The following is a 12,924-nucleotide window of genomic DNA, read 5'->3' on the forward strand; positions in this document are numbered from 1 at the left end:
ACAAGCCGCTGGCTGAAAGCCCCTCTTGGTATTTATCCGACGACCAAAATAGTTGACAATTCGACGCAACTTATTGCCATCCGTTTGCAACAACAGCGGCACCACCTACATTGCTCTCTGGGCAGCCCCCCTGAGCCACGCGAAAAGGCAGATCCCTATGACGAAAAGAACCGAAACAGACACCTTTGGACCGATTGAGGTCGAGGCTGACCGCTACTGGGGCGCCCAGGCGCAGCGTTCTCTGGGCAATTTCAAGATTGGCTGGGAAAAGCAGCCTCTGCCCGTCGTCCGCGCACTCGGCATCGTCAAGCAGGCAGCCGCGCGGGCAAACCTCGCGCTCGGCAAACTCGACCCGAAACTGGCAGACGCGATCATTGCGGCCGCCCAGGAAGTAATCGACGGCAAGCTCGACGCCCATTTCCCGCTCGTGGTGTGGCAGACCGGCTCCGGCACCCAGTCGAACATGAACGCCAATGAGGTGATCTCCAACCGTGCCATCGAAATGCTCGGCGGGACCATGGGATCCAAGAAGCCCGTTCATCCAAACGACCACGTCAATATGAGCCAGTCGTCGAACGACACCTACCCTACGGCCATGCACATCGCGGCAGCCGAGCATGTGGTGCATCACCTGCTCCCTTCGCTCAAACACCTCCATTACGCCCTGGATGCCAAGGCGAAAGCCTTCAACCACATCATCAAGATCGGCCGCACCCACACGCAGGATGCAACGCCGCTCACGCTCGGCCAGGAATTCTCCGGCTATGCCGCCCAGGTCGCCTCCTCGATCAAGCGCGTCGAACTCACCCTGCCGGGCCTTTACGAACTCGCCCAAGGCGGCACGGCCGTCGGCACCGGCCTCAACGCCCCGATCGGCTTTGCCGAGAAGGTGGCGGAAGAGATCGCTGCGATCACCGGCCTGCCCTTCGTCACAGCCCCGAACAAGTTCGAGGCTCTAGCCGCCCATGACGCCATGGTCTTCTCCCATGGTGCGATCAACGCGGCGGCCGCTGCCCTCTTCAAGATCGCAAACGACATCCGCTTTCTCGGCTCCGGCCCGCGCGCGGGTCTGGGCGAACTGCAATTGCCGGAAAATGAACCAGGCTCCTCGATCATGCCGGGGAAGGTGAACCCCACCCAGTCGGAAGCGCTGACCCAGGTCTGCGCCCACATCTTCGGCAATCAGGCGGCAATCACCTTTGCCGGAAGTCAGGGGCATTTCGAACTCAACGTCTACAATCCCATGATGGCCTATAATTTTCTGCAGTCGGTCCAGCTGCTCGGTGACGCGGCCGTATCCTTCACCGACAATTGCGTGGTCGGCATCGAGGCGCGCGAGGACAACATCCGAAAGGGCGTGGAAAACTCTCTTATGCTGGTGACGGCGCTCAACGGCAAGCTTGGCTATGACGCCTGCGCCAAGATCGCCAAGACCGCCCACAAGAACGGCACGACGCTCCGTGAGGAAGCAGTCGGCGGCGGATATCTCACCAATGAGGAATTCGATCAGTATGTTCGTCCCGAATTGATGATCGGTCCGCACTGAAGCAATCGCAGGCGACAGTGACAACCGCTGTCGCCTGCGTCTACGGCAGAGCTTGCAAAACCTCGAGGCCGGTGCGCCGCGTGTCGCGGGCGCGAAAGAGTGCCATATCGGCCTTGTGGATGAGGTCGGCCATGGTCTCCTGGTCGTGGCGCATAGCCAGGCCGAAGGTGGCGCAGAGACTGCCGCGCGCGACCGGACCAACCTCGAGATCGGCTACCGCCCGCCGCAAGTCCTCGCAACAACGAAGCACCGCGCTCGGCTTGTCGCCGGCAAACAGCAGGACGAATGTCGTGCCGGACATACGTGCCGCGACCGGGCGCGGCGCGAAATATTGTCGGACGAGGTCACCCACGGCCACCAACGCGCGGTCGGTCACCTCGCGATCGTGTAGGGCCTGCACGGCATCCACCCCCTCCAGTTCGAACACGGCAACCGTCACGTCTGATCCGCCGTTTCCTTGCCGCTCGACCTGCACACTGTAGACGGCGCTACCGTTCAATAGCCCCGTCAGCGGATCAAGCGCCGGCTGCCCTTCGGCCCGCTCGGCGAGGGCAGCGATCTCTCCGACCATGCCGCAGACAGCACGCGTAACGACGGCGATCTCGTCCTCACCATGCTTGTCGAGGCGGTCTTCGGCAAAACTGCCACCTGTGCGATAGCGCGTGATTGCAGCCGCCAGATACCGGAGTGGCCGCGTCAGCCACCACATTGTGGCAAGACACGCGACGGTACCGATGAGGGTGGCACCAAGAACGACCAGCGCGACCCGGAAGCCATCCGATTGAGATGTCGTTCCCAAAAAGAGCAGGAGAGCGATGAGCGGCAGATGAATGCACACGAAACTCACCAGAAAGATCTTGATCACGATCGAACGTCGCCAGCTGTCCTTGTTAGCGCTGTCGAAAGCCATCCCTGCTCTCCTCCGAATCTGCAGCCCGACGACACATGCATGACGGACGCCGTATCCTCAAGACATTGGTGAAATAACAACGCCCGACCTGCGGCTTTCGACGCATTGAAATCTTAAGTCCTTCCCCGTAAACCACCGGAATTTCCAGCTGATGCCGCGAAAGGCCCCGTGATGGCAGACGATCTGTTCCCAATTGGCGAAGACCTGACCCCCTACCGCAAGATCACCTCGGACTATGTGTCCGTCGAAACATTCAAGGGTCAGGAAATCTTGACCGTCGAGCCTGAGGGGCTGCGCCTGTTGGCCGAGACGGCTCTGTCGGACATCAACCATCTCCTGCGTCCCGGCCACCTGAAGCAGCTCGCCTCTATTCTCCAAGATCCCGAAGCGACCGACAACGACCGCTTCGTCGCCTTCGACCTTCTGAAGAACGCCAATATCGCCGCCGGCGGTATCCTGCCGATGTGCCAGGACACCGGCACCGCCATCGTCATGGGCAAGAAGGGCCGCCGCGTCTGGACCGATGGTCACGACTACGAGGCTTTGGCGGCCGGCGTGCGCGATGCCTATGAGCGCCGCAATCTGCGTTATTCCCAACTCGCGCCGATCAAGATGTTCGAGGAGAAGAACACCAAGACGAACCTGCCGGCCCAGATCGACCTCTATGAAGAGGGCGAGGACGCCTACAAGTTCCTGTTCATGGCCAAGGGGGGCGGCTCGGCCAACAAGACATTCCTTTACCAGGGCACGCCTTCGCTTCTCACCCATGACCGCATGATCGACTTTCTCAAGGAGAAGATACTGACGCTGGGTACGGCAGCCTGTCCCCCCTACCATCTGGCGATCGTCATCGGCGGCCTATCCGCCGAAATGACGCTGAAGACAGTCAAGCTCGCCTCGGCCCGTTACCTCGATGGTCTGCCGACGGAGGGATCGGAAAGCGGACACGCCTTCCGTGACATCGAGATGGAGAAGGAAATCCACAAGCTCACCCAGTCCCTGGGTGTCGGGGCGCAGTTCGGTGGCAAGTATTTCTGCCATGACGTCCGCGTCATCCGCCTGCCCCGCCACGGCGCCTCACTCCCGATCGGGCTCGGTGTCAGCTGTTCCGCCGACCGTCAGGCGGTCGGTAAAATCACCCGAGACGGCATCTATATCGAGCAACTCGAAACCGATCCGTCGAAATATATGCCCGAGATCGACGAAACCGCGCTGTCCTCCTCGGTGGTCAAGATCGACCTCAATCAGCCGATGTCGGCGATCCTGGCCGAGCTCACCAAACACCCGGTCAAGACCCGCCTGTCACTGACAGGGACGATCATCGTTGCCCGCGATCTTGCCCATTCCAGGATCCGCGAGCGGCTGGAGAAGGGCGAAGGCATGCCCGACTACATGAAGAACCACCCGGTTTACTACGCCGGCCCGGCCAAGACGCCGACAGGTTACGCCTCCGGTTCCTTCGGGCCGACCACAGCCGGGCGCATGGATAGCTATGTCGATCAGTTCCAGTCCTTCGGCGGCTCGATGGTCATGCTCGCCAAGGGCAACCGCTCCCGCGCGGTGCGCGAAGCCTGCAAGAGCCATGGAGGCTTCTACCTCGGCTCAATTGGCGGCCCGGCCGCCCGTCTCGCCCAGGATTGTATCCGCAAGGTCGAGGTACTGGAATATCCGGAGCTCGGCATGGAGGCCGTGTGGAAGATCGAGGTCGAGGATTTCCCAGCCTTCATCGTCACCGACGACAAAGGCAACGATTTCTTCCAGGAGTTCAACCTCGGCTGATTTTTCTCCGATTACTTGCTTGCCGCGACGTCAGGCCACGGGTGTCGCGGCAGCAAAAGAATATCAAAAACAAAACCTTAAGCCGATAGGTCGATATTGACACGAATTTCTGCCAATTACTTGTCGTAACGGCAGCATTAAAGCTTTCAAAATTATTTGGCTCTAACATCTTATTGAGCTGTAAAAGCCCCCAGAGGATAAATGGAGTTGGCCGAATGACCACGGCAGCGCCGTCCAAGACGCAAGCACCCGACGTTGCGGCACAGATCACCTTTGCCATGCGTTCGATGGGTGTTGCGCCCATTCCGCGCAACTACGAACTGTTTTATGAGGCTTTCATCGGCTCAAACCCGACACTGTCTCGCGAACTGGCAGCATTAGGAAGCCGTGCGAGCCAGGACGAACTCGACGCCATTGGTCAGCAATATTTCGGCAATCATCAGTCGCGCGCCATCGAAGCCGTCCACGGGAAGCTGCTCAGCGAACTTGATGGGTTGCTGCGCGTGTTGCGCCAGGAGCAGACATCTCTCGAAAGCTACAACAAGTTGCTCGGCGAGACCTACAGCCGTATCAATTCGAAAAGCAGCAACAGCGCCGACATCCTCCGCAGCGCGATCAACATCCTGACGGAAGCGACCGGCAGCACCATGGCGCACGGTGAAGAGACCGTCGTTCAGATGGCGCAGCGTTCGCAGGAAATGGACGAGGTCCGCCGTGAACTCGACGAATACAAACGCATCGCCAACACGGATTCGCTGACGCGGATCGCCAACCGCCGTGCCTTCGACGAGAAACTGGCATCGGTTTATGCCGGTGGATCACGCCCACTGGCCGCTCTGGTCCTTGCCGACATCGACAACTTCAAGAAGGTCAACGACGTCTACGGACATCCGGTGGGAGACAAGATCCTGGCGACGGTTGCGACAGTTCTGCGCAACAATGTACGTCGGGACTGTTTCGTCGCCCGCACCGGTGGCGAGGAATTCGCCATCATCGTTGAAGGCAATACTAGCGAGGAAGTTCTACAAGTCTGCGAGCGCGTGCGGACCGCTCTCGAGACGACGCCTTTTAAGAATTCGAAGACCGGGGTGAACTACGGCCCTGTGACAATCTCGCTCGGCTTCAGCATGGCGACCGAATCCGAAGACGCCGGGGAACTTTACGCGAAGGCCGACATAGCCCTCTACTGCGCCAAGAACGCGGGACGCAATCGTTCACGCGCCTATGAAGACGGCATGAAGAAGGACTTCACCAAGAGCTGGCTGATCTACAAGCGCTGATCAACGCCTGCGGCATCACCACATTGTCTTGGCGGCGCGTTCTGGCCATTCGCGGTCATAGGTTTCCTGGTCGAAACCGGCTTTTGCTTCCTTCAGCATTTCGCCCGGCGTCGGCAGATCGCCAGCGGCAACGCGGCGATCTGGATTCCAAAGGTCTGCGCGCATCACCGCGCGAGCGCACTGGAAATACACCTCGTCTATCGTCACGACGGCCACACTGCGCGGATGCCTGCCATCCATCTCGAAGCTCTCGAGCAAGGCTGGATCGACAGAGACCACCGCCTGCCCGTTGACGCGCATCACCGAATTGGACCCGGGGATCAGAAACATCAGCGCAACGCGCGGGTCACGCACGATGTTGAGCAGCGAGTCGATACGGTTATTGCCGCGCCAGTCGGGTAGCGCGAGCGTCCGGTCGTTCTCGATCCGCACGACGGCCTGTGCGTCTCCGCGCGGCGAACAGTCCAGCCCCTCCGGGCCGACCGTCGCCAGCGCGACGAAGGGCGAAGACTCGATCATCAGCCGATAGGCTGGGGTCAGGCCAGGCACGACCTTCGCTACCGAGGCTTCGGAAACATCGCCATAGATCGCCTGGAGCTCTTCCGGATTTTTGATGATCGTCACGCTCTATCTCCCCGCCACACCGTCAGCCAGACTCGCGATAGAGATGCCTTATGACAACTTCAAGACACGACGCGCTGACGATCCGTTTGTGGCAAATGCTCGGCCAGAAGAAACTCCGCAACCGCCTGGATCACCTCGGGCGCACTCACGATCCGGCGGTGGCCGTGGCCATTCGCCCAGATATGCCGTATCTGCGGCGAGACACCGATATAGCGCTGCGCATGACCGACATTCACCTCCTTGTCATCCTCGGCATGGACGACAAGCATGGGGCGCCCCAGCCTGCGCGCAACGGCGACGCCATCCAGTTCCTCGATGCGCCGGCCTGACAATTCGTGCACGCGCCCCCTCATGGCATCAAGGCTTGCCCGCCCAAGACCGACGGCGCCGGCAAAACCACTAAAGACCTCGCTGATGCTCGACGGCGCGCCGATCAAGGCGATGCGCGGTGTTTTCAGTTTCGGCACGTCGCAGAAGATGCCGCCCGCCGCCATCATCACCGAAGCCCCGCCGAAGGAATGTCCGACGACCCCGTCGAAATGGCCGAAATGGCGCTCGGCCGCCACGATCGCCTCGGCCGCGAGCCTGAGATCGAGCCGTCGACCACTCGATGCACCGTGCCCGGGCAGATCGAGCAGCACGACCTCGGCACCTGCGCGCAGCAGACCGACTGCCATCTCCGACAGATACTCCGCCCGCGACCCCCAGCCGTGTACGACGAGGATACGGGGCGCTCCCGTGACGCTGCTCGGCTGGCCGGACGTCAGGTGGTGGGCCGCCGCCATTCCTCGCGACAAAGCGAGACGGACCGTCTTTGCATCCCGCAGTCTCTCGGATCCTAGACGAAAGACGGCAAGGGCTTTAGCTCCCTTCGGCTTGCGCGACGGCGTACGGCAGAACAGCTCGAAGGCCAACCGTCCCGAGATCCGGGGCGACAGCCTCTCCAACTGTGCGAAAGCCAGGCGGGTGACCTTGAGACCAAAGGATGTCATAGTCGGGTTTCCACAGATATGTTCAATGCTGAACAATAAAGTACAAGAATGAACAAAAAACAAGCCTTCCCCTGGGACCATCCGCGTTTTCGCAGCTGGATCGCCGTGGGCCGCGCCTGCCAACTCATGCAGCAGGCCCTCACCCGGGCGCTAGGGCCTCTCGATATCAAGCCACCGCATCTCGACATTCTCGTCAACCTGTATCGCTTCGAGGGCATCTCACAGCAGGAACTGGCCCGAAAGCTCCTGGTCGGTCGCTCCAATATGAGCATGTTGCTGCCGCAAATGGAAAAGCGCGGGCTGCTGGAACGCCGCCCCGACGATCGGGACAAGCGCATCCTTCGCCTTTTTCTGACCGCAGACGGAAGGTCGGTGAGCGAGAAGGCGATGGTTATTCAGACGGGCCTGATCGAAGACATGCTCTCGGCGACGCCGCTGGAAGACTGCACGCGCATGGCAGAGACGATGGAAACGCTCATTCAACGGATGATGGCTGCCGACCAGGCTACCGAATCCGCTTTCGCAATAACGCTCAGCGAGGATCGCGACTGAGGCCCTTTTCAGCGAGCGAGCGTTCGTAATCGGCAAATTTCTCTGCCCCGCGCTCACCCAGCTCCCGCATATAGGTCCAGGTAAAGATGCCGGTGTCATGCCCGTCATCGAAACCGATCCGCACCGCGTAGTTGCCGGTGGGTGTCATTGCACGAATTGCAACATCGCGTTTGCCGGGCACGGTTACCGCCTGGCCCGGACCATGGCCCTGCACTTCCGCCGAGGGTGACAGAACCCTGAGCATTTCCGCCGGAAGGGTGACGACGACCCCATCGTTGAAGGTGACGGTCAGCGTCCGGCGATCTTTGGACACCTTAAGTTCGCTCGGCCAGAAATCCGACATGTATGCACTCTTCTCTTCGCCAGATGGAGCGTGAGAGTTAAGGCGAAGACATTGCCCGTGCAAGCCAATTCCGCCTTCCGCCCGCAAGCTCGCTTGACGCCGGTTGCCGGCGGTCCCACATTAAGCGCACAACACGGGAGCGATCACTTGCAGCAGATTTCAGGCGCGTTGACGGCGACACCCCTTGGCGATCCGGGCGCGCCCATGATCGATCCGTTCGGTCGCGCAGTCACCTATCTCCGCGTCTCCGTGACCGACCGTTGTGATTTCCGCTGCACCTATTGCATGGCGGAAGACATGACCTTCCTGCCCAAGAAGGACTTGCTGACGCTGGAAGAACTCGACCGGCTCTGTTCGGCCTTCATCGCCAAGGGTGTGCGCAAGCTGCGTCTCACGGGCGGCGAGCCTCTGGTGCGCAAGAACATCATGCATCTGATCCGCGGCCTCTCGCGCCACCTGGGCAGCGGCCTCGACGAACTGACGCTGACCACCAACGGCTCGCAACTCGCCCGTTTCGCCGGTGAGCTCGCAGATGCCGGCGTCCGCCGCATCAATGTCTCGCTCGACACGCTGAATGCGGCCAAGTTCAAGGCGATCACCCGCTGGGGCGACTTGGACCGGGTGATGGAGGGTATCTGCGCGGCGCAGAAGGCCGGCATTGCGATCAAGCTGAACGCGGTCGCTCTCAAGGAGTTCAACGAACATGAAATTCCGTCTCTGATGGAATTCGCCCATGCCGAGGGCATGGAACTGACCCTCATCGAGACAATGCCCATGGGCGAGATCGGCGAGGACCGCACCGACCAGTATTTGCCCCTCTCGCTCGTTCGTCAGCGGCTAGAGGAGCGCTACACGCTGACCGACATTCCGTTCCGCACCGGCGGTCCGGCCCGGTATGTCGAGGTGAAGGAAACGGGTGGGCGGCTCGGCTTCATCACCCCCCTCACCCACAATTTCTGCGAAAGCTGCAACCGGGTGCGGCTCACCTGCACCGGCACACTCTATATGTGTCTTGGTCAAGACGATGCCGCCGACCTCCGCACGGCGCTTCGCGCCTCAAACGACGACGCCTTCCTCTCCTCGGCTATCGACGAGGCGATCGGCCGCAAGCCCAAGGGTCACGACTTCATCATCGACCGCACGCACAAGAAGCCTGCCGTTGGCCGACACATGAGCGTCACCGGCGGCTGAGAGCCGCCGGCAAGATTGATCTGAAAGCTTCAGGCCGAGCGACGAAAATCTCGCTGCTCGGAAGCCGTGATCTCGGTGCGGAAATGGCCAATCTTGCGCATCAGGACGTCGACCCGCTGCCGCAATCCATGGATCTCGGCATTATTCTCCTCGACCATGGCCGCATTCTGCTGCGTGATCAGTTCGACGTCGCGCACAGCACTCGTGACTTCGCTGATGCCGGTCGACTGCTCGCGGGTCGCTGCCGAGATTGTCTCGACGAGGTTCTGGACCTCTTCGACCTGATCGATAATCGACTGCAAGGCAACGCCCGTGTGTTCGACGAGCTCCACACCGGAACGGACCTGTCCGCCAGATGCAGTGATGAGGGCCTTTATCTCCTTGGCGGCATTAGCTGAGCGCTGGGCGAGTTCACGCACTTCCTGCGCGACCACGGCAAAGCCACGCCCCGCCTCGCCGGCACGCGCGGCCTCGACCCCTGCATTGAGCGCAAGCAGATTGGTCTGGAAGGCGATCTCATCGATGACGCCGATGATCGTCGAGATCTTCTCCGAAGATCGGCTGATCTCGGACATGGCATCCACCGCCTTGCGCACCACGACGCCCGACTGGCGTGCATGGTCTCGCGCCGCCTGAACGGACTGCGCCGTGCGCCCTGCCCCCTCCGCCGTCGAACGCACCACATCGCTCAAATGCGAGAGTGCCCGCACGCTTTCCTCCAGTGCCGCCGCCTGCTGTTCGGTGCGGCGCGCAAGATCGTCAGCGGAAACGGCAAGGTTCTCGGTGCCCGCATTGATGTCGGCGCTTGCCGCACGCACCTCTTCCAGCGTCGCTCGCAGCGTTTCGACGGCTTGGTTGTAGGTCGACGCCATGGCGACGAAATCGGCCGGCAGGTCGTTGCGCATGGTGACATTGAGTTGCCCGGTGGCCAGCGCTTCGAGGACGGATGACAAGGCTTCCAGCGCAGCGCGCTGATCGGCCTCGACCCGCGCCCGCTCTTGCGAGCGATGCGCACTTTCCTGTTCGGACTGCGCCCGGGCTGCGGCTGCCTCTTCCTCAAGCCGCTTGTTCTCCAGGGCTGCATCACGAAAAACCGTGACAGAGCGCACCATGTCGCCAATCTCATCGCCGCGATTGCGGCCCTCGATCGGGACGGAGAGATCACCACTGGCAAGGCGCGACATCACCCCTGTAATCCGCTTCAGCGGCGCGCGCAGCGTCTCGATCAGCATCAGGCCGCCGATGATGGCGAGCAGCGTGCCGACCACCATGGTGATGACAGAAATCGACGCGGAGCGTTCGCTGTCCTCACGGCCAACTTCCTGGGCGTGGCTGACGAAATTGCGTAGCGCTTCCATCGCGTCGGAGACATGGCCATTGGCCGAGAGCCGGCGTGCCTGCCAGTCTCGACCGGCATCAAGCCTTTCCTGCGAGGCCGAGACGAGCGAGGCGAGCGACGGCTCGATCTTATTGGCGAAATCCCGCAGAGCACTGTTCTTCGAACCGAGCTCCGAGATCCGGGCGCCGATCCCCTTGAGTGTTTCGACCTTGCCGACGACCGCTTCGCGACTGGCATCGTCAAGCGTGCCCAGCATCTGCTGAACCTTGAGTTCCATCGTCGCGATCTCCATGACCGCGTTATCGACGAGACCCATCAATTCCTTCTGCTCGGCCATCAGTTTGTCGAGGTTGACGAAGCGGTCGGCAGCCACGTCGGAATTCTTCGCGCCCTGCAGCGTGATCTTCTGTTCGATCACCACCAACTCAGCCAGAACGCGGCCGATCTCCTGCGCTTTCGCCTCGTCGGTCGCTTCACCCTTCAATGCAGCCTCGATCTTGGTCATGGCTGCTGAAATTTCATCGACCAGAGCCTTGCCCTTGGTCGAGACAATCGCCTCCGCCTTCTTGATGTCCTTTTGCAGTGGCGCGATATACAGTTTTGTCTCGGAGAGCTGTTCCTCCGGTGTAAACGCCATCTGCACGCCGACACGAAGCTTGCCGAGCCGGTCCAGCAGGCTCTTGAAGGCCGACGCGTCAAATAGAAGCTCCTTGGCGAAGCGCTCCTTACCCGACAGATCCGTGCGCACGAAATCGACCTGCTTCAGGATCGTCTGCCCCTCATCCTTCAATGAGGCGACCACATCGGTCAGCCCGGCATCCAGCGTGTCGCGCCGAACCTTGTTTTCCCAAAGAGCCGCCGTCTCATCACGCATCAGCGCGGAAAGATTGCGAAGCGCGCCGAGATCGGCTGTCGCCGCCTGCTTGGCCAGCACGCCATCAAGAACGCCCAGACCTTTTTCCTGCGCATCGATCGCCTTCAGGAGAGCCTCCCTGCTCGCCTCCGTCGGATCGAGGCTGAATTCCTGCAGGCCCTTCTGCAACTGTTCCAGATCACTGATATTGCCGATCGTGGCACGGGTAACGGTCATATGGCCGTTCAGCATGGTCGCCGTGCGATAGCCGAGAAGGCCGACACCGGCCATGAGAAAAACAAGAGGAATAACGAAAAGCAATACTTTGGTGACGATCCTGCGGCTCTGCAGGAGGCGATCGATAAAACTCATGGAACCCTCGGGAGGTTCGACGGTCCTGCGCCACCATCGGCGCAGCGTCGAGCGGGCGGCACCACCTCATGCGGAGCCATGGCAAGCTTCGCCGGTGGAACATTGAACAACGGTTAACGGGGAATCGGGTTTTTGGCATTCCACGGTCTGGCCGGACAAGATTGTGGAGAAATGCGGTTTCTCCGCCCGGCCCCATGGTCTACAACCGCTCCGCAAGCATGGGAATCCCTGAAATGGCCTTATCCGAGAATACCCGAGGCGCGCTGTTGATGGCTGCCTCAATGGCAGGTTTCACCTTCAACGACGCGCTTACCAAATCCGTCACCGGGGATCTGACGGTCGCCCAGATCATGTTCGTGCGCGGTGCCATCACCACGATCCTCGTCTATGCGGTGGCCCGGCGGCTGGGTGCGCTTGATCATATCCGCAACATCCTGCAGCCGCTGATCCTCTGTCGGATCGCCTTTGAAACCCTTGCGGCGGTCGCATTCCTGTCAGCGCTCGGACAGGTGCCGCTCGCCAATGCGTCGGCCATCCTCCAGTCGCTGCCGCTCGCGGTCACCTTGGGCGCTGCTCTGATCTACCGCGAACCGGTAGGCTGGCGACGCTGGACGGCGATCGGTCTCGGTTTCCTCGGTGTCATGGTCATCATCAAGCCCGGCCCTGAGGGTTTCACGCTCGCCTCGCTGTATGTTGTGCTGAGCGTTATTACTGCGGCCGGACGCGATCTTGTCACCCGCAAGATCGATCCGCGGGTCTCCTCGCTCACGGTCACCCTGTTTACCGCCTCGTCGATCTCGCTCGCCGGTCTCCTGCTCGTCCCGGCCTTCGGCGGCTGGCAGCCGGTGTCGGTCAACACCTTCGCCCGGATTGCACTCGCGTCCGCCTTTCTCTTTGTCGGATATCAGTCCATCATCATGGCAATGCGCCTCGGCGAGATCTCTTTCATCGCACCATTCCGCTACACCAGCCTGCTCTGGGCCGTGGCTCTCGGCATGATCTTCTTCGGAGAGACACCTGACCTCTCGATGGGCGTCGGGGCGGCCATTGTCATCGGCTCCGGCCTCTATACCTTCTATCGGGAGAAACAGAGGAAGGCAGCGCTGGCCAGTGCCTCCGAACCGGGCTCGCCCGGCTGATCCC

Annotated in this window: 11 protein-coding genes; 6 read left to right on the top strand and 5 right to left on the bottom strand. The window is 61.0% G+C overall.

Annotation, left to right across the window (positions count from 1 at the left end):
* Positions 1-157: 157 nt before the first annotated feature.
* The gene (gene fumC, locus FJQ55_RS11180; RefSeq protein ID WP_140827936.1) at positions 158-1,546 is read left to right on the top strand and encodes a class II fumarate hydratase; all 1,389 of its coding nucleotides are present in this window, start codon (positions 158-160) and stop codon (positions 1,544-1,546) included.
* 40 nt (positions 1,547-1,586) lie between these two features.
* On the opposite strand, the gene FJQ55_RS11185 is transcribed toward fumC, so the two are convergent.
* Positions 1,587-2,456: a GGDEF domain-containing protein gene (locus FJQ55_RS11185; protein ID WP_140827938.1), complete on the bottom strand. Its 870-nt coding sequence runs from the start codon at positions 2,454-2,456 to the stop codon at positions 1,587-1,589.
* Between the two features lie 171 nt (positions 2,457-2,627).
* On the opposite strand from FJQ55_RS11185, the gene FJQ55_RS11190 reads away from it, so the two are divergent.
* Both FJQ55_RS11190 and FJQ55_RS11195 read left to right on the top strand, forming a co-directional pair.
* Positions 2,628-4,235: a fumarate hydratase gene (locus FJQ55_RS11190; protein WP_140827940.1), complete on the top strand. Its 1,608-nt coding sequence runs from the start codon at positions 2,628-2,630 to the stop codon at positions 4,233-4,235.
* A 215-nt stretch (positions 4,236-4,450) separates the two neighbouring features.
* A complete protein-coding gene (locus FJQ55_RS11195; RefSeq protein WP_140827942.1) occupies positions 4,451-5,515 on the top strand; it encodes a GGDEF domain-containing protein in 1,065 nt (354 codons plus the stop codon).
* 15 nt (positions 5,516-5,530) lie between these two features.
* Here FJQ55_RS11195 and FJQ55_RS11200 read toward each other — a convergent pair whose 3' ends face one another.
* Positions 5,531-6,139, bottom strand: coding sequence for a pyridoxamine 5'-phosphate oxidase family protein (locus FJQ55_RS11200; protein WP_140827944.1), 609 nt, complete (start codon positions 6,137-6,139; stop codon positions 5,531-5,533).
* A gap of 59 nt (positions 6,140-6,198) precedes the next feature.
* On the bottom strand, positions 6,199-7,131 hold the full coding sequence (locus tag FJQ55_RS11205; RefSeq protein WP_140827946.1) for an alpha/beta hydrolase: 933 nt from the start codon (positions 7,129-7,131) through the stop codon (positions 6,199-6,201).
* A 48-nt stretch (positions 7,132-7,179) separates the two neighbouring features.
* On the opposite strand from FJQ55_RS11205, the gene FJQ55_RS11210 reads away from it, so the two are divergent.
* Positions 7,180-7,683: a MarR family winged helix-turn-helix transcriptional regulator gene (locus tag FJQ55_RS11210; RefSeq protein ID WP_140827948.1), complete on the top strand. Its 504-nt coding sequence runs from the start codon at positions 7,180-7,182 to the stop codon at positions 7,681-7,683.
* Here the strand turns inward: FJQ55_RS11210 and FJQ55_RS11215 are convergent.
* Positions 7,664-8,026: a gamma-butyrobetaine hydroxylase family protein gene (locus FJQ55_RS11215; RefSeq protein ID WP_140827949.1), complete on the bottom strand. Its 363-nt coding sequence runs from the start codon at positions 8,024-8,026 to the stop codon at positions 7,664-7,666. The genes FJQ55_RS11210 and FJQ55_RS11215 overlap by 20 nt on opposite strands.
* Positions 8,027-8,230: 204 nt before the next feature.
* On the opposite strand from FJQ55_RS11215, the gene moaA reads away from it, so the two are divergent.
* Complete coding sequence (gene moaA, locus FJQ55_RS11220; protein ID WP_140829243.1) at positions 8,231-9,217, top strand: GTP 3',8-cyclase MoaA; 987 nt, start codon at positions 8,231-8,233, stop codon at positions 9,215-9,217.
* A gap of 29 nt (positions 9,218-9,246) precedes the next feature.
* Here the strand turns inward: moaA and FJQ55_RS11225 are convergent, their stop codons facing one another.
* The gene (locus tag FJQ55_RS11225) at positions 9,247-11,781 is read right to left on the bottom strand and encodes a methyl-accepting chemotaxis protein (protein WP_140827950.1); all 2,535 of its coding nucleotides are present in this window, start codon (positions 11,779-11,781) and stop codon (positions 9,247-9,249) included.
* Between the two features lie 233 nt (positions 11,782-12,014).
* Between FJQ55_RS11225 and FJQ55_RS11230 the strand changes: the two genes are divergently transcribed.
* A complete protein-coding gene (locus tag FJQ55_RS11230; protein ID WP_167507700.1) occupies positions 12,015-12,920 on the top strand; it encodes a DMT family transporter in 906 nt (301 codons plus the stop codon).
* Positions 12,921-12,924: the final 4 nt, after the last annotated feature.

Origin of the sequence: Rhizobium glycinendophyticum, from assembly GCF_006443685.1 — a bacterium.
Classification (GTDB): Bacteria; Pseudomonadota; Alphaproteobacteria; order Rhizobiales; family Rhizobiaceae; genus Allorhizobium; species Allorhizobium glycinendophyticum.

Bases quoted from the DNA above. Each gene is read 5' to 3' on its own strand.
- fumC (WP_140827936.1), top strand. From the start codon at position 158: ATGACGAAAAGAACCGAAACAGACACCTTTGGACCGATTGAGGTCGAG.
- FJQ55_RS11185 (WP_140827938.1), bottom strand. From the start codon at position 2,456: ATGGCTTTCGACAGCGCTAACAAGGACAGCTGGCGACGTTCGATCGTG.
- FJQ55_RS11190 (WP_140827940.1), top strand. From the start codon at position 2,628: ATGGCAGACGATCTGTTCCCAATTGGCGAAGACCTGACCCCCTACCGC.
- FJQ55_RS11195 (WP_140827942.1), top strand. From the start codon at position 4,451: ATGACCACGGCAGCGCCGTCCAAGACGCAAGCACCCGACGTTGCGGCA.
- FJQ55_RS11205 (WP_140827946.1), bottom strand. From the start codon at position 7,131: ATGACATCCTTTGGTCTCAAGGTCACCCGCCTGGCTTTCGCACAGTTG.
- FJQ55_RS11210 (WP_140827948.1), top strand. From the start codon at position 7,180: ATGAACAAAAAACAAGCCTTCCCCTGGGACCATCCGCGTTTTCGCAGC.
- FJQ55_RS11215 (WP_140827949.1), bottom strand. From the start codon at position 8,026: ATGTCGGATTTCTGGCCGAGCGAACTTAAGGTGTCCAAAGATCGCCGG.
- moaA (WP_140829243.1), top strand. From the start codon at position 8,231: ATGATCGATCCGTTCGGTCGCGCAGTCACCTATCTCCGCGTCTCCGTG.
- FJQ55_RS11225 (WP_140827950.1), bottom strand. From the start codon at position 11,781: ATGAGTTTTATCGATCGCCTCCTGCAGAGCCGCAGGATCGTCACCAAA.
- FJQ55_RS11230 (WP_167507700.1), top strand. From the start codon at position 12,015: ATGGCCTTATCCGAGAATACCCGAGGCGCGCTGTTGATGGCTGCCTCA.